At 37.4% G+C, this 19,595-nt stretch carries 23 protein-coding genes; 11 read left to right on the forward strand and 12 right to left on the reverse strand.

Translation table 11 applies throughout. The features are described 5' to 3' along the window. Nucleotides 1-113 precede the first annotated feature (113 nt). The gene (locus BM327_RS13685; protein WP_090251761.1) at nucleotides 114-815 is read left to right on the forward strand and encodes a cell division ATP-binding protein FtsE; all 702 of its coding nucleotides are present in this window, start codon (nucleotides 114-116) and stop codon (nucleotides 813-815) included. Here the strand turns inward: BM327_RS13685 and mce are convergent. Together mce and BM327_RS13695 are read right to left on the reverse strand one after the other, a co-directional pair. Then, nucleotides 805-1,218, reverse strand: coding sequence for a methylmalonyl-CoA epimerase (gene mce, locus BM327_RS13690; protein ID WP_090251765.1), 414 nt, complete (start codon nucleotides 1,216-1,218; stop codon nucleotides 805-807). The two genes, BM327_RS13685 and mce, sit on opposite strands and share 11 nt — an antisense overlap. A gap of 49 nt (nucleotides 1,219-1,267) precedes the next feature. Next, the gene (locus BM327_RS13695) at nucleotides 1,268-2,068 is read right to left on the reverse strand and encodes a hypothetical protein (RefSeq protein ID WP_090251770.1); all 801 of its coding nucleotides are present in this window, start codon (nucleotides 2,066-2,068) and stop codon (nucleotides 1,268-1,270) included. 159 nt (nucleotides 2,069-2,227) lie between these two features. On the opposite strand from BM327_RS13695, the gene BM327_RS13700 reads away from it, so the two are divergent. The 3 genes from BM327_RS13700 to BM327_RS13710 are packed head-to-tail and all read left to right on the forward strand — an operon-like array spanning nucleotide 2,228 to nucleotide 7,311. Continuing rightward, nucleotides 2,228-3,967, forward strand: a complete 1,740-nt coding sequence (locus BM327_RS13700; protein ID WP_090251773.1) for an ABC transporter substrate-binding protein — start codon at nucleotides 2,228-2,230, stop codon at nucleotides 3,965-3,967. Nucleotides 3,968-3,978: 11 nt separating this feature from the next. Further along, nucleotides 3,979-6,414 carry a TonB-dependent receptor gene (locus tag BM327_RS13705; RefSeq protein WP_090251777.1) on the forward strand — a complete coding sequence of 812 codons (2,436 nt, stop codon included), beginning with the start codon at nucleotides 3,979-3,981 and terminating at the stop codon, nucleotides 6,412-6,414. A 39-nt stretch (nucleotides 6,415-6,453) separates the two neighbouring features. Further along, nucleotides 6,454-7,311 (forward strand): DUF6252 domain-containing protein, encoded by an 858-nt coding sequence (locus tag BM327_RS13710; protein ID WP_139230391.1) that lies wholly within the window; start codon nucleotides 6,454-6,456, stop codon nucleotides 7,309-7,311. Between the two features lie 70 nt (nucleotides 7,312-7,381). Here BM327_RS13710 and purQ read toward each other — a convergent pair whose 3' ends face one another. Continuing rightward, nucleotides 7,382-8,071, reverse strand: coding sequence for a phosphoribosylformylglycinamidine synthase subunit PurQ (gene purQ / locus BM327_RS13715; RefSeq protein WP_090251787.1), 690 nt, complete (start codon nucleotides 8,069-8,071; stop codon nucleotides 7,382-7,384). Between the two features lie 77 nt (nucleotides 8,072-8,148). After that, a complete protein-coding gene (locus tag BM327_RS13720) occupies nucleotides 8,149-9,102 on the reverse strand; it encodes a hypothetical protein (protein WP_090251792.1) in 954 nt (317 codons plus the stop codon). Nucleotides 9,103-9,174: 72 nt separating this feature from the next. On the opposite strand from BM327_RS13720, the gene BM327_RS13725 reads away from it, so the two are divergent. Then, nucleotides 9,175-9,363: a hypothetical protein gene (locus tag BM327_RS13725; RefSeq protein WP_090251795.1), complete on the forward strand. Its 189-nt coding sequence runs from the start codon at nucleotides 9,175-9,177 to the stop codon at nucleotides 9,361-9,363. Between the two features lie 75 nt (nucleotides 9,364-9,438). Here BM327_RS13725 and BM327_RS13730 read toward each other — a convergent pair whose 3' ends face one another. The 4 genes from BM327_RS13730 to BM327_RS13745 form a co-directional block, all read right to left on the reverse strand. After that, a complete protein-coding gene (locus BM327_RS13730; protein ID WP_090251800.1) occupies nucleotides 9,439-9,849 on the reverse strand; it encodes a hypothetical protein in 411 nt (136 codons plus the stop codon). A 44-nt stretch (nucleotides 9,850-9,893) separates the two neighbouring features. Further along, complete coding sequence (locus BM327_RS13735) at nucleotides 9,894-10,277, reverse strand: hypothetical protein (protein WP_090251804.1); 384 nt, start codon at nucleotides 10,275-10,277, stop codon at nucleotides 9,894-9,896. 77 nt (nucleotides 10,278-10,354) lie between these two features. Beyond that, nucleotides 10,355-10,738, reverse strand: a complete 384-nt coding sequence (locus BM327_RS13740) for a hypothetical protein (RefSeq protein WP_139230392.1) — start codon at nucleotides 10,736-10,738, stop codon at nucleotides 10,355-10,357. Nucleotides 10,739-10,752: 14 nt separating this feature from the next. Continuing rightward, nucleotides 10,753-11,148 (reverse strand): hypothetical protein, encoded by a 396-nt coding sequence (locus BM327_RS13745; protein WP_090251811.1) that lies wholly within the window; start codon nucleotides 11,146-11,148, stop codon nucleotides 10,753-10,755. Between the two features lie 350 nt (nucleotides 11,149-11,498). Here BM327_RS13745 and pheS point away from each other — a divergent pair, with 350 nt between their 5' ends. The 5 genes from pheS to BM327_RS13770 are packed head-to-tail and all read left to right on the forward strand — an operon-like array spanning nucleotide 11,499 to nucleotide 15,059. Further along, nucleotides 11,499-12,521, forward strand: coding sequence for a phenylalanine--tRNA ligase subunit alpha (gene pheS, locus BM327_RS13750; protein WP_170853769.1), 1,023 nt, complete (start codon nucleotides 11,499-11,501; stop codon nucleotides 12,519-12,521). Between the two features lie 11 nt (nucleotides 12,522-12,532). Continuing rightward, nucleotides 12,533-12,895 (forward strand): bacillithiol system redox-active protein YtxJ, encoded by a 363-nt coding sequence (gene ytxJ, locus BM327_RS13755; RefSeq protein WP_090251815.1) that lies wholly within the window; start codon nucleotides 12,533-12,535, stop codon nucleotides 12,893-12,895. Then, a complete protein-coding gene (locus BM327_RS13760) occupies nucleotides 12,892-13,614 on the forward strand; it encodes a LytR/AlgR family response regulator transcription factor (RefSeq protein ID WP_090251818.1) in 723 nt (240 codons plus the stop codon). The genes ytxJ and BM327_RS13760 overlap by 4 nt, the downstream gene beginning before the upstream one ends. After that, nucleotides 13,615-14,682 (forward strand): glutaminyl-peptide cyclotransferase, encoded by a 1,068-nt coding sequence (locus BM327_RS13765; protein WP_090251822.1) that lies wholly within the window; start codon nucleotides 13,615-13,617, stop codon nucleotides 14,680-14,682. Nucleotides 14,683-14,735: 53 nt separating this feature from the next. Beyond that, nucleotides 14,736-15,059: a hypothetical protein gene (locus BM327_RS13770; RefSeq protein WP_090251827.1), complete on the forward strand. Its 324-nt coding sequence runs from the start codon at nucleotides 14,736-14,738 to the stop codon at nucleotides 15,057-15,059. Between the two features lie 6 nt (nucleotides 15,060-15,065). On the opposite strand, the gene BM327_RS13775 is transcribed toward BM327_RS13770, so the two are convergent. Further along, entirely contained in the window at nucleotides 15,066-15,320 is a 255-nt protein-coding gene (locus BM327_RS13775) for a hypothetical protein (RefSeq protein WP_139230393.1), read from the reverse strand. A 309-nt stretch (nucleotides 15,321-15,629) separates the two neighbouring features. Between BM327_RS13775 and fbp the strand changes: the two genes are divergently transcribed. Then, nucleotides 15,630-16,637 carry a class 1 fructose-bisphosphatase gene (gene fbp, locus BM327_RS13780; RefSeq protein WP_090251835.1) on the forward strand — a complete coding sequence of 336 codons (1,008 nt, stop codon included), beginning with the start codon at nucleotides 15,630-15,632 and terminating at the stop codon, nucleotides 16,635-16,637. A 49-nt stretch (nucleotides 16,638-16,686) separates the two neighbouring features. Here fbp and BM327_RS13785 read toward each other — a convergent pair whose 3' ends face one another. From BM327_RS13785 to recA, 3 genes are all read right to left on the reverse strand, one after another. Next, nucleotides 16,687-17,364: a DUF4377 domain-containing protein gene (locus BM327_RS13785; RefSeq protein WP_090251839.1), complete on the reverse strand. Its 678-nt coding sequence runs from the start codon at nucleotides 17,362-17,364 to the stop codon at nucleotides 16,687-16,689. A gap of 49 nt (nucleotides 17,365-17,413) precedes the next feature. Then, entirely contained in the window at nucleotides 17,414-18,352 is a 939-nt protein-coding gene (locus BM327_RS13790) for an alpha/beta hydrolase family protein (protein ID WP_090251844.1), read from the reverse strand. Between the two features lie 191 nt (nucleotides 18,353-18,543). After that, nucleotides 18,544-19,557, reverse strand: a complete 1,014-nt coding sequence (gene recA, locus BM327_RS13795; protein WP_090251848.1) for a recombinase RecA — start codon at nucleotides 19,555-19,557, stop codon at nucleotides 18,544-18,546. Nucleotides 19,558-19,595 lie beyond the last annotated feature (38 nt).

Below are 19,595 nucleotides of genomic sequence, written 5' to 3' on the forward strand. Positions count from 1 at the left end.
AGCGCTGGCTTAGCTCCAAGTAGTGAAAGTTTTAAACGCGAATCTGTTAAGATTGTTTTATGGGCAACGCAAAGTATTGAAGGAGATTTTGCAATTTTACAAAAAAGTCCGTCGTGAGTGTAATAGAAATTAGTTCAGGAAAAATTTATCAGCGCAACAGCTTGGTTTTGGATAACATCAACTTTAAGTTGGACAAAAATGAGTTTGTATACGTCATCGGTAAAACGGGTTCTGGAAAGAGTAGTTTCTTGAAAATGCTTTACGGCGAATTGAGTTTAGCAGATGGGGCTGGACATGTTTCAGAATTCGACTTGCGCAAACTCAAGAAAAAACAAATCCCCCTCCTGCGCAGAGATATAGGTATCGTTTTCCAAGATTTTCAATTGTTGATGGATAGAAGCGTAAAAAAGAATTTGCTCTTCGTTTTAAAATCTACAGGTTGGCGTAAGAAAAAAGAAATGGAAAAACGAGCGCTTGAAGTGCTAGGCATGGTGGGTGTTGAAAACAAGGCAGACAGAATGCCTCATGAACTTTCGGGGGGTGAGCAACAACGTGTGGCCGTAGCCCGTGCTTTACTAAATCGTCCTTCGCTTATTTTAGCCGATGAGCCTACAGGAAATTTGGATCCCGAAACTTCAGAAGAAATCATGAAATTGTTAACGGCCATCGCTCAAGAAGGAACTTCTGTGTTAATGGCAACACACGATATGGCTTTGGTAGATAAGTTTGGAGGGAGAGTATTAAGGGTTGAAAATGGAGGAATTAAAGAAATTTCTTCGATCAACAATTTCAACCCCTTTGAGGCTATGCCTTAAACTTTTCTTTGTCCATACATAATTCCACCAAAATTCCATCCGTACTTTTAGGATGTAAAAAGGCAATTACCTTATCGTCTGCTCCAGCTTTAGGTTGGGTGTGTATTAATTGAAAACCTTCACCTTCTAAGCGTGCAATTTCCGCATGTATATCTTCTACATCAAAGGCGATGTGGTGTATACCCTGACCTTTTTTCTTGAGAAATTTGGCGATAGGACTATCGTCTTTAGTTGCTTCTAACAACTCTATCTTTGATTCTCCAATTTGGTAAAAAGCAGTTTTAACTCCTTCACTTTCTACTTCTTCAATTTTATAGCATTCAGCATTTAAAAGTTTCGCGTAAATCTTACTACTTTCTTCTATGCTTTTTACAGCAATTCCTAAATGTTCTATTTTCTTCATGAGCTAAAAATAAAAAATCCCACTTGTTAGAGTGGGATAGCTATAGATGTTATTTTTTTATGACCCGTTCTGTGGTATTGTCGAAGTTCAAATGGTAAAGTCCTTTCTTCAAGGTTCTACAATCTACTTCCTTACCATAACCCTTCTTTACGATGTTTCCGTATGCATCAAACAATTCATAACGGGTGGGTGTATCTTTTTTCTGTTTGTCTACAAAGCGAATGTATTCTTCAATTTTATTGTTCTCCAAGAATACCTCTTTGGCATTGGATTCAAAGGTAATTTCTGGACTCTTGTTTTTAATTCCTGTATGATCGATTTGAACAACACGTATTTTGTTTTCACCTGAGTGAGGCGTAATTTGGAAAGAATAGTTATTCACATCGGGTGTACCTATTCCTTCAACTTCACCAACTGTTATCCATTTATTCCAGCGGTATTGTTCGATTTTAAATGGAATTTTACCTTCTTCATTTTTAGTTGCCCAAGAAATAACGCCCTCTTCCGTAGCAGAAATTTCTTCTGTTGTGAAAGTAGAAGAATGTAAAAGTACCTCTGGATTTAAGATTTTCGGCTTGCATTCATCGGAGTGATAAATCACAATAAAGACAGGCGTTCCTATCGCTAAATCGAGTTGAGAAAAATCTATGGTAAATGCCAAACGGTTAATGTTGGCGGGTAATATCTGGTCGTTAACTGTTATTCTTGTTGCGCAAAAACCAAATCCATCAGGCGTTTCAGGGTTTTGTACATAGAGGTTCCTTCCTTGATAAGTTCCTTCTATAGATAGATTTGCGCACGCAAGATGTACAAACCCAAATATAGTAGCAAGCGTAAAAAAAAGTCTCATTGTAATGGTGAAACGTTAAATGTTCGTATGCAATATTAACTCCTATTTTTGTAAAAAGCAATATGGTAGTTGTTTTTTAATACGTATTATTGTAACAGGTATTTTACCCTGAGGCGGTAGAGGTTAAACATCACTCAACTAACTTCTTAATACAACGTTATGAAACTTATTTATTACTACTTCATTTGTGTTTTCACTTTTTTGATGTCGTGTACTTCCAAACCCGAAGCTCAAATCTATGAATACGCTGGAGGATGTTTTAAAACTGCACTTCAATTTAACCCCACAAATGTTGTTGTAGAAGATATCAATGATTTGTACACTGACATGGTCGTACACCAAGTTTTGGAGGGTCTTTTTGAACTCAACGACATGGATCTTCAACCTGTTAACCGGTTGGTAGAGGACTACAAAATAGAAGATAACGGTAAGAAATATAGGTTTAAACTCCGCAAGGATATCTACTTCCATCCCCATTCGCTTATCGGAAAGAAACATCCCTTTGAAATGCACGATGTGATAGCCACTTTTGAGCATGCTTGTAAAGCCAATAAGGAGGGAGAACCCAGTGTGTTGTACCAAATGGTTTTCGAAGGGAAAGTGAAAGGGGCCATAGAATATTTTGAAAATAAAACGGACCACCTTGCAGGAATGTATGTAGAAAATGAAGAGTTGGTGATAGAATTAATTGACCATGATTTTAATTTTCTTGAAAAACTCTGTGTACCGTCTGCTAAAATCATCCCCAAAGAAATTATAGAAGCCGATCAGGGATCTGCCCTTGTGGGTACGGGCCCTTTTGTTTATCAAGGAACCCAATTGTTTGGAGAAGATCAGGCTATTGTGATGACGAAAAACCCGAATTACTACAGGGTGGATGCCAAAGGGAATAGTTTACCTTATTTAGATTCAGTGATGTTCTATATAGAACCGAAGAATTTAAAGCAATTATCCGATTTTGAGGAGGGTAAGATACATTTTGTGGAAGGTATTCCTCCCGCACGAATTGCTATGATGTTTGAGGCGCATCAAGAGGAGTTTTTTAATGAGCCACCCCAAATTTTATTGCGCCGTAAACCTTTGCTTGGTACGCAATATTACGCCTTAAATATGGAGTCGCCAGCATTACAAGATGTACGGGTGCGCAAAGCCTTAAACTATGGCTTAAATAAGGAGCGATTGGTGAAAGAAGTTTTACATGATCAGGCCTATGCACCAGGTTACAGAGGCTTAGTTCCTCCTTTTGTGTTGAGTGATTATGACAAAAATGATAGTATCTTAAATGGATACGAATTTGATTTAGCAAAAGCAAAAGCACTACTCGCAGAGGCAGGCTTTCCGAACGGAGAAGGTTTTCCTACCCTTAAACTTGCTTTCGATAAGGGAACCATACATGCTGCAATTGCTGGTGAGTTCGCTGCTCAAATGGAACAAAACCTAGGAATATTTGTCAATCTTGAGGGATATTCTTTTAGAAAATTAAATGAGGTAATGTCGAAAGGACAAGGGGATATTTTTCGCTCTTCATGGTATGCAGATTATAAAAGTCCGGAGAGTTTCTTGAACTGTTACAACGGTTTGTTGGTCGGAGATATTACAGGAAAATCTTCCAAAATCAACACCTCTAGGTTTAGGAATCTAACATTTGATGAATTTTTGAAAAAAGCATTAAATTCTGAAAATAAACTGGAGCGTTTATCATTATTTGCTCAAGCTGAGGAAGTTCTGCTTGCAGAGGTTCCTTTCATAATTTTATGGTACGATGAATCTATTACCCTAACCCGCTCAGAAGTGAGGAATTTAGCGGTAAATGAGATGAATATATACTATCTTGACCGCGTTTATTTAAAAAAATGGTCAATGGAAGAGTATCAAAACTCTACCGGAATTAAAGGTTAAAAACTAAGCTTATGAGGATATTTTTACTTACTATACTTTTCGCCCTGTGCGCAAATATTTCACAAGCACAAATTACTCAAAACGTAAGAGGTACTGTGGTAGATAATGAAACGAAGTATCCGCTCATAGGCGCTAAGGTGCAAATCTTCACCAAAGATTCAACTCAACTATTTAGGGCTTTAGTAGATGAAAATGGAAGTTTTATTATTAAAAATGTTCCCATAGGAAAACATCGCTTGGTAGCTACTTATATTTCTTACGAAACTAGAACTATCCCCGTAACGGTAAACTCTGGAAAGGAGTCTGTGGTAAACTTAGAGATGTCTGAAGAGGTTTTTGAAACCGAGGAAGTACAAATTGTTGCCCAACGTAAGGGTGAAGTATTGAACGAAATGGCTACGGTATCGGCACGCCAATTTTCTGTTGAAGAGACGGACAGGTATCCAGGATCGCGTTCAGATCCTGCACGTATGGCATCAAATTTTGCCGGTGTACAAGGAGCCGATGATTCTCGTAATGATATTGTTGTAAGAGGGAATTCACCTCTAGGTTTATTGTATAAGGTAGAGGGCATAGATATTCCCAACCCTAGTCACTTCAGTACTTCTGGTTCAACAGGTGGTCCTGTAAGTATTATCAATAATAAGATATTAGGAAATTCAGACTTCTTCATGTCGGCTTTCCCGGCAGAATATGGTAACAGTACGTCTGGCGTCTTTGATTTGAAATTAAGAAACGGGAATCAGTCTGTACACGAGTTTACCGGACAATTTGGCTTTTTGGGTACAGAGGTGATGGCCGAAGGTCCAATTAATAAAGACAAGCGTTCATCTTATATTGTTATGGGTAGATATTCTACCTTAAGTATTTTTCAATCTCTAGGTATACGCATAGGTACAGATGCAGTACCTGTATATGGTGATGGCGCCTTCAAGCTGAATTACCCCTTGAAAAAAGGGGGTGCCTTGAGTGTTTGGGGAATGGGTGGTAAATCTGAGATTGCCATTAAAATTTCTGAACAAACCGAGTTAACGGATGAGGTTTATGGAGAAGGAGATAGAGACCAGTATTTTGGAACTTCAATGGGCGTAGTTGGTTTGAGCTATAAAAAACCGGTAAGTACCAATACCTTTTTAACGGCTACTTTAGCTTTGTCTGCAGACGAACAACATTCACGTCATTACCTTTTAGATAGATCCTTGGATACAAACATCGTGGATGGACAACAGAAAATTTCCATTCGTACAGATTCGATTTATCAATTGATGGGGTATCAGTTCTACAACACCAAACTTTCAGGTTATTTCAGTTTGAATCACAAGATCAATAAAAAGCACATCATTAAGGCAGGTATTAATATAGATGGAATTTATACCAATAATTTAGATTCTGTTTTAACGGAAAGTGGAGATGCATTTAGGTTGAGGTATGATTATGCTCAGGCTTATACCTTAATTCAGCCTTTTGTACAATACAAATGGAAGGTAAATCCGAAAATGGACCTTACAGCCGGTTTGCACAACCAGTATTTTTCTTTGAGCAACTCCTTGAGTATTTTGGAGCCTAGACTAGGATGGAAATACACGTTAAAGAAGGATCAAGTACTTACGGCAGGTGCTGGATTACATTCTCAAACACAACCCTTGTATTTATACGGTTACCAACAATACGATAGCGAAGGTAACGCGGTGTTGCACAATAAAAACATGGATTTCACCAAAAGTATACATACGGCAGTAGGGTACGAACGTAGCTTTAAGAAAGGGTTTAATGTGAAGGCTGAGGCTTATTACCAACATTTATACAATGTGCCTGTAGAGATTCAAAGTTCGGCTTTGAGTTTGATCAATATGGGAAGTGGTTTCCAACGATTTTTTCCTGATTCATTACAAAATACAGGAACGGGTAGGAACTACGGTATTGAACTTACGGTACAGAAGTTCTTTAGTAAATCTTTCTTCTTCTTGGTAACAGGATCTTTATATGATTCTAAATACAAAGGAAGCGATGGCATAGAGAGAAATACGGATTACAATGGAAGGTATACGGTTAATGTTCTTGGAGGAAAGGAATTTACTTTTAAAGGAAACCAGTCTATTTCTTTAGGTTTAAAATGTACTACTGCTGGTGGAAAAAGATATGGTTATGTTGATGTTGCTGCGTCGCAGGAAGCACAGGAGTTAGTGTTCTTATCTGAAGGTTATAATGAACGTCAGTTTAAAGATTACTTCCGTTTGGATGTAAAAGTAAATTACAAATTGAATACAGAAAAGATTACCCATGAAATAGGATTGGATTTGGTGAATGTTTTGAACACCAGAAATTTACTGGGCTTAGCTTATGCTCCAAACATTGGAGATCCAACTGCAGAACCTATTGCCGAAAGAACGCAATTGGGATTCTTACCTATTTTCTATTACCGTATAGATTTTAAGATTAAAAAATAGCAACATTAAGGGCGGATTTGCGTTTATATTTATATGAACATGAATAGATATTTTCCTTATTTCGCCTTGGTGATGCTTACGCTTCTTTTTGCCTGTAAAAAAGAGGTGGATGATACGGATACAAATGATCCCGGTGGAGGAGGCTCTGTAGCGGCTAAAAGTTTTAAGGCTGAAGTGGATGGTGTGATTTGGCAAGCCACGGATGTTGATGCTTCCATAGATAATGGAGTGATGACCATTAGCGGAAGTAATGGTTCGGCAAGTATTTCTTTGCTTGTGAATCAGGAAGGACAAGGGTCGTATTTGTCACCAAGCTCAGCGTGTACCATGACTTATGTAACGGGTGGAAGCACAAGTGAAGAAATTGAAGGCGTTTTAAAGGTGACAAGTATAGACGCGAGCAACAAACGTATATCAGGTAGTTTTTCAGGTACAACCACAAACGGTGTTCAAATTAATTCAGGAGAATTTACATCCATTCCATATTCAGGCGTATACACGGGAGCAGGAATCCCTGTAACGCAAAGCGGAACAGTTGATTTGGATGGAACAGCTTTTAATGCAGATGTTTTAACAGGAAATAAAGGGTTTGGAAGAATTGCCATTAACCTGGCTAGAACTAGCGATAATTATACCGTAGGATTGAATTTAATAGAGACAATAGCAGCAGGTGAGTACAGCTTGTCTGGTCAGGGTGATTACCGAGCTACATTCTCTACTTCCGGTGCGATTAATGATCAATATGTTGCTGGAAGCGGTAGTCTCAGAATCATTGCACACAATACGCAGAATAGTTACGTTGTAGGTGAGTTTAATTTCTCAGCCGTTCCTAGTGCAGGGAGCTCGAGTACAAATACCTATAGCTTAAGTAACGGAGAGTTTGGCATAAACTATTAGCAAAGTATTGCAACAAAAAAAGGGCGATAATTTATATTATCGCCCTTTTTATATTATTTGAGTATTCTACTTATTTGCAGTGAGCAAGAATAGATTCAAAGAATGCTTTTCCATCCTCATTTGCTAATGCTTCATCAGCAGCTCTTTCTGGGTGAGGCATCATACCAAATACGTTTCTTCCTTCGTTCGTAATACCAGCAATATTGTTGATAGAACCATTTGGATTGAACTCTTCAGTTGTATCTCCACCTTTAGAAGTGTATCTGAATAAGATTTGATTGTTGTCTTCTAATTTTTGGATAGTCGCTTCATCTGCGTAAAATCTTCCTTCACCGTGAGCGATAGGAATTTGGTACGTAGCGTTTACATCCAAATCTTTTGTGATTGCTGAATCGTTTGTTGCTGGCTTCAAGTATACATTCTTACAAATGAACTTTTGGCTGTTGTTGTGCAACAAGGCCCCTTCTAACAAACCACTTTCTGTTAAAATTTGGAAACCGTTACAAATACCCATTACGTAACCACCGTTGTTTGCGTGCTTAATTACTTCTCCCATAATTGGAGATAATTTTGCAATTGCACCAGAACGCAAGTAATCTCCGTAAGAGAATCCACCTGGTAAAACGATAAAGTCACACCCTTGAAGGTCAGTGTCTTTATGCCACAATTGAACAACTTCTTGATTTAAAATAGTTTCCAAAACGTAGACCATATCTTGGTCACAATTAGATCCTGGAAAGGTAACAACACCAAATTTCATATTATAAATTTTAAATGCACCAAACGTGCAACTTTTAAAAGTTAGGGCAAAAGTAATTAATTCTTACGCAAGGACGATCAATAAATAAAAAATTTAGCCACAGAAATTAACAAGAGGGTTAAAATCAAGACTTCAACCAGTCCCTTTATGCGCAGAGAAAGATAAGAATAGGGTAAAATAAAGGCCAGAGGAACAATTAGCATACTGCTGTAATAGACAGATCCGCCAAGGGCTATACTTAAGCCAACACCAAGAACAATAAAGAGTATAAAACTCAAGGTAATGTTACGAAGTTTCTTAAATCGTATAGAGCTCGTTTTGCTGCGGTTCAGAAGACCCATTATTCCAAAGCTCAACAATATTCCAACCGTAATACTGGAAACGATAAACAACAGGAGGTTTTCACTGGAAAATTGAAATTTATCTAAGAGTTGAAAGAGGTTGCGAGACAGTTCAATATCAAATACTAGCAAGTAAATAAAGGGCAGTATAAATCCTAAAAGGAGTAAGATGTATTCCCTCAATACAAACGGTCGAATAAATTTTAAACTGATCATTACACTTGGTAAAACCACGAGGTACAAAGGATTACAAACCACAGCCAAGGCAGTAAATAGTCCCATGTTAAAACTCTTTTTCCTTGCATCATCCTGTTGGTTTAAGGAATAAAGTTGGTAGAGAATCATCAATATAAAACTCTGGGCCAACACTTCTCCAGTAAGGTAAACCGAGTGCGGGAAGTAGAAACTTAGTAGTATATAGATGAAGGAAGGTATGTAGGTACTTTTCACCCAGAACTCATGGGTGTTAAAAATGAAATTCAAAAAAATGGCATTGGCCAAAAGCAAAACAAGCGATAAATAATTGCTCCAAGGTTGAAAAGTGTTAAAGTAATAGCCCGTGATATTGGTATCACTGTTAATTCCCGCTTGGAAGTAATCAAAATTTAGCTCAAAAATTAAATGTGCTATCAGCAGTAAAGGCAAAAGAGCCAATACAAAGGGCTTGTTATTTGAAAAAAAATGGAGCATTGAGCAACGAAGATAGAAACTATATGAAGAACTTAAATTTTTTTATTTACTTTTGTTCAAAATTGAAATACGATGAACTCAAACACTATATTTGAAGCAATAGCAAGTTTAATGCAATGGACATTCGGAATTTTCGAAGTAATTGGAAATTCATTTAACAACGCAATGATCGTTTTAGGATTCATTGGATTGATTTTCTGGTTAAGAACACAAAAGAAATTCAACGATGAAGCTGCGAACAATCCTAATCAAATGAAATAGTTGTTTGTCGATAATATTATAAAACCCGATGTAAATTTTACATCGGGTTTTTTGTTGTATTAATTTTTTGAGAGGTTATTGTACGATGACTTCCCCCTCATTATCCTTTTCATGTTCTACCAAAAGGGTACTTGTACCATGGTAATTCACTCCATTAGCATCCTCTAAACTTGCCGAGATGTAGAAGGTTTTGGAGTTTTCCATGCTTTCATCAAAATATTGAGAATAGTCAAAAGTTACTACCCCGAATATATCCGACATTGCAGTATCGTTTAAAATCTGCGTAGTGTCCTGTGAATTTGAGGAAACGAATAAGGTATAAAGACTTACTTGAGCCCCGGGAGCAACCTCATCGGACGTGTCTTTAACTGTTATTTTAACGTGAGTTGCTTCAAAGGATAAGGGCTCTGGCGTTGGTTTTACTTTTAGACAAGATATAAAAAGTAATGAAGAGAGTAGCGTTAAGCAAAAAATAGATTTTCTCATTCTAGTGGATTTAAGTTTTCGAAAAGTTAGGGATAAATTTTCAATTATTGTATAAAAACGGTTTCCTTGTTGAGTGTTTCTTCTTCTATTTTAAGGGTACCCGTGCCGGAGAAGGTAGTACCATTTGCATCCGTAACCTCAGCATCTATGTTGAGAACGGCAAAACCTGCTTGTCCGCGTTTAAAATTTTCGGTATAGTCGAAATGAGCAACGCCAAAAATATCTGTGGTAGCGGTATCCTTTAACACAACATCTCCGTCTTTGTTGGGAGTTTCAGTAGATTCTCCATAGAGTATAACACGCACACCGGGAACAACCTCATTTGCAGTGTTTTTTACGGTAATATCAGCCAAAGTAGGTTCTTTTTTACTGCATGCAATAAGAAGGCTGCTAAATAATAAGATTAAAATGTTCGTGTAGTTTTTCATGGTTTTGGTTTTTGGGGATACAAAAAAAGCTTCTTTTAAAAAAGAAGCTTTTATTATTCTTGTGGAAGAAGAGAGGATTACTGGATGTAAACCACTTCTTCATTCACTTTTTCTTCTTCTATTTTGATCGTTCCTGTTCCACTAAAAGTGTTTCCAGTGTCATCAGTAACTTTAGCATCAATGTTTAATACGGCAAATCCGGCTTGACCTAATTGGAAATCTTCTGTGTAATCGAATTGAGCAACACCAAAAATATCTGTAATCGCCGTGTCTATACGCGTAACTGGCTTGGGTGGAGTTTCTGTAGATTCTCCGTATAAAATAACCGTTACACCAGGAATAACTTTGTTGTCAACATCCTTAACGGTAATCTCTGCTATAGTTGGTAGTTTTTCTCTACATGCCATAAAAGATAATCCTACTAGGGCAAAAAGAGATAATGTTTTCAATGACTTTTTCATAATCTTAAGTAATCTTATTCTGGTAAGTAAACCGTAATAACTTGTGTAATGTGTGCTCTTGCTTTTAATTGTTCATCTTGAGATTCATCACTCCAAACTTCTTTGTCTTCGTATTTTACAAGTACATCAAAGTAAGCTATTTTTTCAGCGTCTTTGTCGTAAGTATCAAACAATTCAGAAAGGTCAAAAGCAGCAAAACCAGATGCATTTGTTGTTAATGTATCTGTGTAACTTGGTGTTGCAGGATCAGAATCTTTATCTCCTACAATCACAACTGTAGCATCACTAATTAACTGGTTGTTGTAGTTTCTTACAAATACCTTTCCTACAGAAGGATCCTTTTCTTTACAAGATGAAAGTACAAGAACTCCCACCATTAAAAAAGCAAAAAGGCTTACTAGTTTTTTCATATTCTTGGTTTGTTTAGAATAACAATTTCATGTTAAACACATCCTACAAATATATAACATTCCTCTTCAAAAGAGGTTGCTTATAAAAAGGACTTATTTATTGTTCTATGCTCCTTTAACAGTTAAACGTCTTAAAAAGTTACAATAGGTCCCAAAAATAAATTTATTTCATATGTGATTTTCAATTTTTTGGAAATAAGGCGTGGAAAGAAATTCTTAAGTACTTTACCTCCATTTATTGTGGTAGATCTGTGGTAGAACTCGTCTTTGGTTGTAATAGTTTTTGTAAATTCGCACACACAGAACGGCAGAAGGCAGTTCTCTGTAAAATCAAAGAAAGATTACTTGTGATGAAAGAGCAAATCAGCGCAATAGAAGAGGATATAAAAGCATACGAAATAAAGGACGCGGCAAGTCTAGAAAAATTTAGAATTGAATTTTTGGGTTCTAAAAACAGAATCAAAGATTTGTTTGCTTTGTTGAAAACTGTTCCTAACGAAGAAAAAAGAGCGGTAGGTCAGTTAATCAATGGAGTAAAGGTTTTGGCCGAGACGAAGTTCAATGAGCAGAAAGAAGTTTTGGAAAACACCAGCGAGGAAGGGGAAAAGTTAGACTTTTCTCGACCAGGAGATCCTTTAGAGGTGGGTTCTCGTCATCCTATTGCTTTGGTGAGATCTGAAATTATAGAAATATTTAACCGTATAGGTTTTAGTGTTTCTGAAGGACCAGAAATCGAAGATGATTGGCACAATTTCTCTGCTTTAAATTTCCCGCCAGAACACCCTGCTAGAGATATGCAGGATACTTTCTTTATTGAAAAGGGAGAAAATGAAATGGCTTTGCGTACCCATACGTCATCTGTTCAGGTGCGTGTAATGGAAAATGGTGAAGCTCCAATTCGTACCATTTCTCCAGGTAGAGTTTATAGAAACGAAGCCATTTCTGCACGTGCACACTGTTTCTTCCACCAAGTAGAAGGTTTGTACATAGATAAAGATGTTTCTTTTGCCGATTTAAAGCAAACCCTCTTGTACTTTGCCAAGGAGATGTTTGGCGAAAAAGCACAAATTCGCTTGCGTCCTTCTTACTTCCCGTTTACTGAGCCAAGTGCAGAGGTAGATGTGAGCTGTACGATATGTTCTGGAAAAGGATGTAATGTTTGTAAGTACACAGGTTGGTTAGAGATTTTAGGATGTGGTATGGTAGATCCAAATGTTTTGGAAGCTTCTAACATAGACCCGAAAGAATACTCGGGTTATGCCTTTGGTATGGGAATAGAAAGAATTGCACAATTAAAATATAGAGTAAACGATTTGCGTTTGTACTCTGAGAACGATGTACGTTTCTTAAAACAGTTTACATCTGCATTATAAGACATTAAGTTATGGGTTTATTTACACGATCTAAAAGGGAAGAGCTTGCTTGGACACCCTTGAACCAGGAGAAAATGATAGCTGAAATTATTGAAGCATCAAAAGAGAAAGCGCAATTGATTTTTAAACACAGTACGCGTTGCTCTATTTCTTCTATGGCGCTCAATAGATTTGAAAGTGAATGGCCCCAAGATGCAAATTGCTCCATTTATTTCTTAGATTTGATTGCCTTTAGAGCTGTTTCGAATCAAGTAGCGGAAGATTTGAAGGTAGAACACCAATCACCGCAAGCCCTACTCATTCAAAATGGAGAAGTAACCTATAGCGCTTCTCATTCAGCAATAAGAGCGTCAGAAATTTTAGAGAAACTATGAAAGCAGTTATTATAGATGATATGGAAGCAGCGCGTACTGCGCTGAAAGCCGATTTAGAAAGTTATTGTCCGGATATAGAAATTATTGGAGAAGCTCAAGGTGTTGTTTCTGGAGCGAAACTGATAAAAGAAGTGAGTCCGGAATTGGTATTCTTAGATGTACAAATGCCAGATGGTTCTGGTTTCGATTTGTTAGAGATTTTACCGCAATTGGATTTTGATGTGATCTTTACTACTGCTTCTGATGCTTATGCCTTGAAGGCATTTAAAGTATCGGCTGTTGATTATTTAATGAAGCCTATAGATCCAGATGATTTGATGGAGGCGGTAAAAAGAGCCAAAGATCAAAACAATAGTTCTGAACGTTTGAGTTTGCTCAAGGAGAACATGCAAGGATCTAAAAAAATTGCCCTGAATACACTGGAGAAAATCCAAATAGTAAACATAGAAGATATCATTCGTTGTGAGTCTAGTGTGAATTACACGACTTTCTATTTTATGGATGGGACAAAATTATTGGTGACTAAAACTTTGAAGGAATTCGATAAAATGTTGTCAGAATACAACTTCTTCCGTGTGCACCAATCGCATTTAATCAATACAGAATTCATCAAAGAGTTTTTGAAAACCAATGGTGAGCTAGTAATGAAAGATGGAACGAAAGTACCCGTGTCTACTCGTAAAAAGGCACAGGTGATGGAGATGTTAAACAACCTGTAAATGAAAATTTTAAAACCTATATTGGCCTTCTTAACCGTGGGCCTTTTTTTTGTTGGATGTGAAAATGATAAAGCATCCAAATCTGAATACAGACCCTTGTTTGAGGCCAAGTTTAAAAGTCCAAACAACAATGTATACTACAATGCGGGTATGCCCATACCTGTACAATTAGAATTCGATTCAACCAAAATAGAGCGTTTTACCCTTTGGTTAAACGATAGCGTTATTGCCCAAACTAACTTTGGAGGAAGAGTTTTTGAAAAAGTGGTTCAATCTAAATCGTTGGCATTCGGATCTTACCAGTTTAGGTTAGAGGCGAAGTTGAAGGAAGGGAAATTGGTGAAGGATACGCGTAATATTCGTGTGTTGAGTAAAACGGAGCCTGAACGTTGGGAGGCTGTGGTTGAAAAAGCCATGCCACACAATACCACTTCTTATACCCAAGGATTGGAGTTTTACAAAGGTGAATTATACGAGGGAACCGGGCAATATGGGAGAAGTAAATTGCTTAAAGTTCTGAAAGAAAAAGGAAGTACTTTAAAGGAAGTAAGTTTAGACAACCAGTATTTTGGAGAGGGAATTACCATACTTGAAGATAAGATTTATCAATTGACCTGGAAGGCGAAAACTTGTTTTGTTTATGATGTAAATACCTTTGAAGAAATTAAACGCTTGGCCTACCCTACAGAAGGTTGGGGCTTGTGTAACAACGGTGAGCAAATTATTATGTCGGATGGTTCGCATAAAATTTACTTTAGAAACCCAGAAACTTTTGCGGTGGAAAGAGAAATTGAAGTCTATACCAATAGAGGTCCCGTTGGAAATTTGAACGAACTCGAATACATCAATGGGAAGATTTATGCCAATGTTTATACCTCAAACAGGTTGGTTGTAATAGATCCAAATACAGGAAATGTGGAGAGCGTGATTGATTGCGATCTTTTGGCTTTAGACCATAGAGGAAGCGGTGAGGTGTTAAATGGAATAGCCTATAACCCCGTTTCTCAGAAGGTATATCTTACCGGAAAAGAATGGCCCGAATTACTCGAAGTTAGTTTCAAAAAATAATAAAAGAAGTCCTCAAAATTTTGGGGACTTTTTATTTTTCAGGATATTGAAGTATGAAATATTTAGGGGGAATATTAATGACTGGTTTACTACTTTTTTCTTGTAGTGATTCGGGGAGAAAAGTAGGAGGACCTTGTCAGTATGAAACTGTGGAATTTAAGGCGATTGGTTTAGGATGGGATGATAATAAACATCAAATCTTTCGTTTTAAATCAGAGCTAAATAACCAGTGGTACGGTTTGGATAGTTTGGATATGTTAGATCATGGATTAAGCGTTGAGGATTTGCGAAAGGATGGTCAGTATAAATTAGTGATCAATGAAATTACAGAAGGTTCTTGTGTGCCTTTTGTAATCAAGGATATAGAGCTGTTGTAAGTGGTTTTAGGCTTTTTTAAGTCCCTTGAATAGTCGGCTAATTTGCTTTCTAAACAAAAACATAAGTATGATGTAAGGCACAGCCATGATGTAGAGTATACCTTGGTTGATGTTGGTTGTATTAGTAATTCCTAAGATTTCGGCATCCTTGTCAACCCCGCTAGCTTCTGCTACCAATTTACATTGAGAACATTGCGCATCACCTAAAAATACGAAGGCACCTACAAAAATTGCTGTTAAGATTACTGACTTCCAATTCATAGCACAAAAATAAGGCATATCTCTTAGAACAGTGGTGAAGGAAAGACAAAAATTCGCTTTTATTGACGGGTATCAATTTTCCACCAGTGGGTGAAACGGCACCCCGCAGGCCAAAAGGACTAAGAAACACTTTTTAAAAGAGCGACCCGAGAAGCTTTTGGAAAAAGATGTTGAATGTACTTTTGGGGGAGGAGTAGAGTGGAAGACACGCCCGGGTGGCCAAATACATAATCAGCTCCATTTAAATTTCCGGAGTTCAAGTTCCTTGGACTAATTTAAAATGACGATATTTGCCCAAAAAAATTTCTTATGTCTAAAGTTGTTACACTGAACGAATTTATTTTGGATAGACAGGATGATTTTCCGTTTGCTACAGGAGAATTATCACGTTTATTAAATGATATAGCCTTGGCTTCTAAAATTGTAAATAGAGATGTAAACCGTGCTGGTTTGGTTGATATTTTGGGTGCGCAAGGAAATACGAACGTACAAGGTGAGGAACAACAAAAGTTAGATGTTATTGCCGATGAAGCGTTTATTAAGGCGTTTGAAAACGGTGGAGAAGTTTGTGGTATTGCCAGTGAAGAAAACGATGATTTCGTTGCTTTTGAAAGTGAGGCGGCGATGAATGGAAAGTACGTGGTTTTGTTCGATCCTTTGGATGGTTCTTCTAACATAGATGTGAATGTGTCTATAGGTACTATCTTTTCGATTTACAGAAGAAAATCTGCTATAGGAACGAAGGCGACTTTGGAAGATATGTTGCAAAAGGGTACGGAGCAAGTAGCTGCAGGATATGTGATTTACGGTTCTTCTACGATGTTGGTATATACAACAGGAAAAGGTGTGAATGGATTTACTTTGGATCCTTCTATCGGGGAGTTTTGTTTATCTCACCCAGATATCAAGGCACCAGAGACAGGACGTTTGTACGCCATTAATGAGGGGAATTTAAATAGATGTCACCCAGGTTTAAAAGACTACTGTGAATACGTTCGTCAGGATGATCCATCAACGGGTAGACCTTATTCTGGACGTTACATCGGTTCGTTGGTTGCGGATGTTCATAGAAACTTGATTAAAGGTGGAGTATATGTTTATCCATCGACTACAAATTCTCCGGAAGGAAAATTGAGGTTGATCTACGAATGTAATCCCTTGGCATTTATCATAGAGCAAGCGGGAGGTTTAGCTACGGATGGTAAGAACAGAATTATGGAAATCGAGCCGAAACGTTTACACCAGAGAGTAGATTACTATGCGGGTTCTAAGCAAATGGTAGAGAAGATACACGAGTGCTTAAGAGCTGCGGAATAATAGATATTTAACAAAGAAAAAGGGAGGTAATAATTACCTCCCTTTTTTATTAGTCTACCTTTTTCAAGGTTAATATTACTTTGCGTTCTTCATTCATTAAATAAAGAAAGCCTTCTTTGCGTTGGTAGTGTTTTACTTGACCAAGTACTTTGTGAAAAGCATCGGCAATAGGCATTGTTTCTTGGCAGTACATTTTGGTTGCCATGGCCATTCCGAAACTAATATCTGTTGCATTTAAGTTTTCGATTTGTGCCCCGTAAGTGTTACAAGCGTCTTTACCCGAAATTCTGTTTTGCGTTACGTTGATTTCCATGGTAGGAGCCAGCGATAAATCTTTTAGCTCTCCGTAACCTGATATATTTGTGATGACATAGATATCGTGGATTTGTAAACGAACATCCATAGTTTTAGAAATTTCTTTCACCAAGCTGTATTTGATAGTAGAAGCATCTGCTGGTACATTTGCTGGATCCAACACCGTTTTTTTCACTTCTAATTCATAGATATAACCCGGTTCATAGGTAAATCCTTCAATTTGATCGTAGAAGTTTGACCAGTTATTACCTAAGCTATCGCCATGTTGAATGAGTAAGCATTGCTGGGGACCAACGCCTGTGCAATCTGTTTTGAAACTATTCACCCACATGGTTTGGGTATCTGCTTTCGATTTAAATAATCCACAAGAAGTGAGTAGGCTTAGTGTGAGAACGATTTGTAATAACTTCATGTTTTCCTTTTTTACAAAGGTAAGCAATGTTTGTGCCGAATAGAAGTCTTTAGGGCATCTGCGCTATATTCGGTTTTGTGAAGAGATGATTCGTGAACCAGTATTGTATAAGGTCGATTACCTCTGAGTTGTTGGAACTGAAAAGGATACGGTTTTTAATGAGCTTGTGTTCGCTAGATATGTCAATCTGTGCTCTTTTGTTTTGTTCGTAGAAATTTTTTGTATTCACCTGATATTCCTCAATGTTGTTGCTGCTCATGTTGAGTATAGGTGTGTTATGAAAACTTGTAGTTTGCAATCCTATGTCGTTGTTTTCATCTGCAAGATGTTTTTGATAAAAGTTGTGTACGGAATTTACATCTATTGAGGTAGAGCTTAAACCAGTAATGTTAATTGCAGCTTGTACAAGGTCTTTATTTTTTTGCAAGGATAGGTAGTTGATATAGCTACCAGAGTTTATTCCTAAAAGTCCGATTTGAGAAGATTTAACTGTGGGGTAATTCTTCATATAGCCAATAAGCTTACTCAAATCTTTGGTATGTTGGGTGATTTCAAATTTTCCTTCACTACCACCTGTGCCAGCTTGGTTATAGGCAACAACCACAAAGCCTTTTGCGGCTAAGGGTGCAAGCATGTTGACAGTGGAAGCTATGTTGATTTTATTTAAGGAGTCGTTGATGTCGTGATTAACGATAATACAAGGATAATTACCTGTTTCTTTAGGTTGAACAATGGCACCGGTTAAGAACTTACCATCGCTTAAAAAAGCAAGTTTCTCAGATTTAACCTCAGTTAGGTAGGTATACTGATCTAAGTTGTGTTGTATGGTTTTGCTTATTGGTGATGCGCTATAGTCTATAGGAAGGGTTTTGATTGAATCGTTTAAAAAGGCACCAAATTTTTGCTTGAGCTCTATAGTAGTTAACTCCACTTCTCCACAGGAGGAGAGCAGGATGATAACGAGGATTATGCAGGTAATTGGTTTCATTTTCGTATGCTTTGAGTAGAAAAAACGTTTTCTAAACTTCGATAGTTGCTTGTAATTGTTTGGTTAACAGTACAAATATGGCGATAAAAATCCAGATGAAGTACTTTGTAGCTTAGGTTTAACCCTAAATTAATATAAGGAAAAAGCCACCCCATAAATGGGATGGCTTGCATTATTAAACGATATGCAGTTTACGCTTGCGTATTTTCCGCAAGAGCTTCTTTAATTTGTGCTTCTAATTCGTCCATTAATTCTGGGTTATCCCCGATGATAGTCTTTACAGCATCACGTCCTTGTCCTAAGCGCGTTTCTCCATAAGAGAACCAAGAACCCGACTTTTTAATGATACCTAAATCTACTCCTATATCTAATATTTCTCCTACTTTAGAAATACCTCCACCATACATGATATCGAATTCTGCTTTTCTAAAAGGTGGAGCTACTTTATTCTTAACTACTTTAACTTTTGTTCTGTTACCGATAACTTCGTCACCATCTTTAATCTGTGAAGATCTTCTGATGTCCAAACGAACCGATGCGTAGAACTTAAGTGCGTTACCTCCTGTTGTTGTTTCTGGGTTACCGAACATAACTCCAATTTTTTCTCTTAACTGGTTAATGAAAATACAACAACATCCTGCTTTGTTTATTGAAGCGGTAAGTTTTCTCAAAGCTTTAGACATCAATCTTGCTTGTAGTCCCATTTGAGAATCTCCCATTTCACCTTCGATTTCGGCCTTAGGTGTTAAGGCTGCAACTGAATCCACTACTAATAAATCGATAGCTCCAGAACGGATAAGGTTATCTGCAATTTCTAATGCTTGCTCACCATTATCTGGTTGCGAAATCAATAAGTTGTCTATATCAACACCCAATTTTGCAGCGTAGAATTGATCGAAAGCGTGCTCAGCATCTACAATAGCTGCAATTCCACCCTGTTTTTGTACTTCAGCAATGGCGTGAATAGCCAAGGTTGTTTTACCAGAAGATTCTGGTCCGTAGATTTCTACTATTCTACCTTTAGGGAAACCGCCTACCCCGAGTGCTAAATCTAGGGTTACAGAACCCGTAGGAATTACTTCCACTTGTTCTACAACTCCGTCACCCAATTTCATAACGGTACCTTTACCAAAGGTTTTGTCTATTTTCTCCATGGTTAATTGGAGAGCTTTTAACTTGTCTGCGTTTATTTCTTTTGCTGCCATATCGTTTAATTTTTAGCTAATTTAGGTTGGTTGATCGT

It is taken from the genome of Lishizhenia tianjinensis (assembly GCF_900116425.1).
Classification (GTDB): Bacteria; Bacteroidota; Bacteroidia; order Flavobacteriales_D; family Crocinitomicaceae; genus Lishizhenia; species Lishizhenia tianjinensis.

Excerpts from the sequence above, each read along its gene's own strand:
- mce (WP_090251765.1), bottom strand. The coding sequence starts at position 1,218 with ATGAAGAAAATAGAACATTTAGGAATTGCTGTAAAAAGCATAGAAGAA.
- BM327_RS13695 (WP_090251770.1), bottom strand. The coding sequence starts at position 2,068 with ATGAGACTTTTTTTTACGCTTGCTACTATATTTGGGTTTGTACATCTT.
- BM327_RS13700 (WP_090251773.1), top strand. The coding sequence starts at position 2,228 with ATGAAACTTATTTATTACTACTTCATTTGTGTTTTCACTTTTTTGATG.
- BM327_RS13705 (WP_090251777.1), top strand. The coding sequence starts at position 3,979 with ATGAGGATATTTTTACTTACTATACTTTTCGCCCTGTGCGCAAATATT.
- BM327_RS13710 (WP_139230391.1), top strand. The coding sequence starts at position 6,454 with ATGAATAGATATTTTCCTTATTTCGCCTTGGTGATGCTTACGCTTCTT.
- purQ (WP_090251787.1), bottom strand. The coding sequence starts at position 8,071 with ATGAAATTTGGTGTTGTTACCTTTCCAGGATCTAATTGTGACCAAGAT.
- BM327_RS13720 (WP_090251792.1), bottom strand. The coding sequence starts at position 9,102 with ATGCTCCATTTTTTTTCAAATAACAAGCCCTTTGTATTGGCTCTTTTG.
- BM327_RS13725 (WP_090251795.1), top strand. The coding sequence starts at position 9,175 with ATGAACTCAAACACTATATTTGAAGCAATAGCAAGTTTAATGCAATGG.
- BM327_RS13730 (WP_090251800.1), bottom strand. The coding sequence starts at position 9,849 with ATGAGAAAATCTATTTTTTGCTTAACGCTACTCTCTTCATTACTTTTT.
- BM327_RS13735 (WP_090251804.1), bottom strand. The coding sequence starts at position 10,277 with ATGAAAAACTACACGAACATTTTAATCTTATTATTTAGCAGCCTTCTT.
- BM327_RS13740 (WP_139230392.1), bottom strand. The coding sequence starts at position 10,738 with ATGAAAAAGTCATTGAAAACATTATCTCTTTTTGCCCTAGTAGGATTA.
- BM327_RS13745 (WP_090251811.1), bottom strand. The coding sequence starts at position 11,148 with ATGAAAAAACTAGTAAGCCTTTTTGCTTTTTTAATGGTGGGAGTTCTT.
- pheS (WP_170853769.1), top strand. The coding sequence starts at position 11,499 with ATGAAAGAGCAAATCAGCGCAATAGAAGAGGATATAAAAGCATACGAA.
- ytxJ (WP_090251815.1), top strand. The coding sequence starts at position 12,533 with ATGGGTTTATTTACACGATCTAAAAGGGAAGAGCTTGCTTGGACACCC.
- BM327_RS13760 (WP_090251818.1), top strand. The coding sequence starts at position 12,892 with ATGAAAGCAGTTATTATAGATGATATGGAAGCAGCGCGTACTGCGCTG.
- BM327_RS13765 (WP_090251822.1), top strand. The coding sequence starts at position 13,615 with ATGAAAATTTTAAAACCTATATTGGCCTTCTTAACCGTGGGCCTTTTT.
- BM327_RS13770 (WP_090251827.1), top strand. The coding sequence starts at position 14,736 with ATGAAATATTTAGGGGGAATATTAATGACTGGTTTACTACTTTTTTCT.
- BM327_RS13775 (WP_139230393.1), bottom strand. The coding sequence starts at position 15,320 with ATGAATTGGAAGTCAGTAATCTTAACAGCAATTTTTGTAGGTGCCTTC.
- fbp (WP_090251835.1), top strand. The coding sequence starts at position 15,630 with ATGTCTAAAGTTGTTACACTGAACGAATTTATTTTGGATAGACAGGAT.
- BM327_RS13785 (WP_090251839.1), bottom strand. The coding sequence starts at position 17,364 with ATGAAGTTATTACAAATCGTTCTCACACTAAGCCTACTCACTTCTTGT.
- BM327_RS13790 (WP_090251844.1), bottom strand. The coding sequence starts at position 18,352 with ATGAAACCAATTACCTGCATAATCCTCGTTATCATCCTGCTCTCCTCC.
- recA (WP_090251848.1), bottom strand. The coding sequence starts at position 19,557 with ATGGCAGCAAAAGAAATAAACGCAGACAAGTTAAAAGCTCTCCAATTA.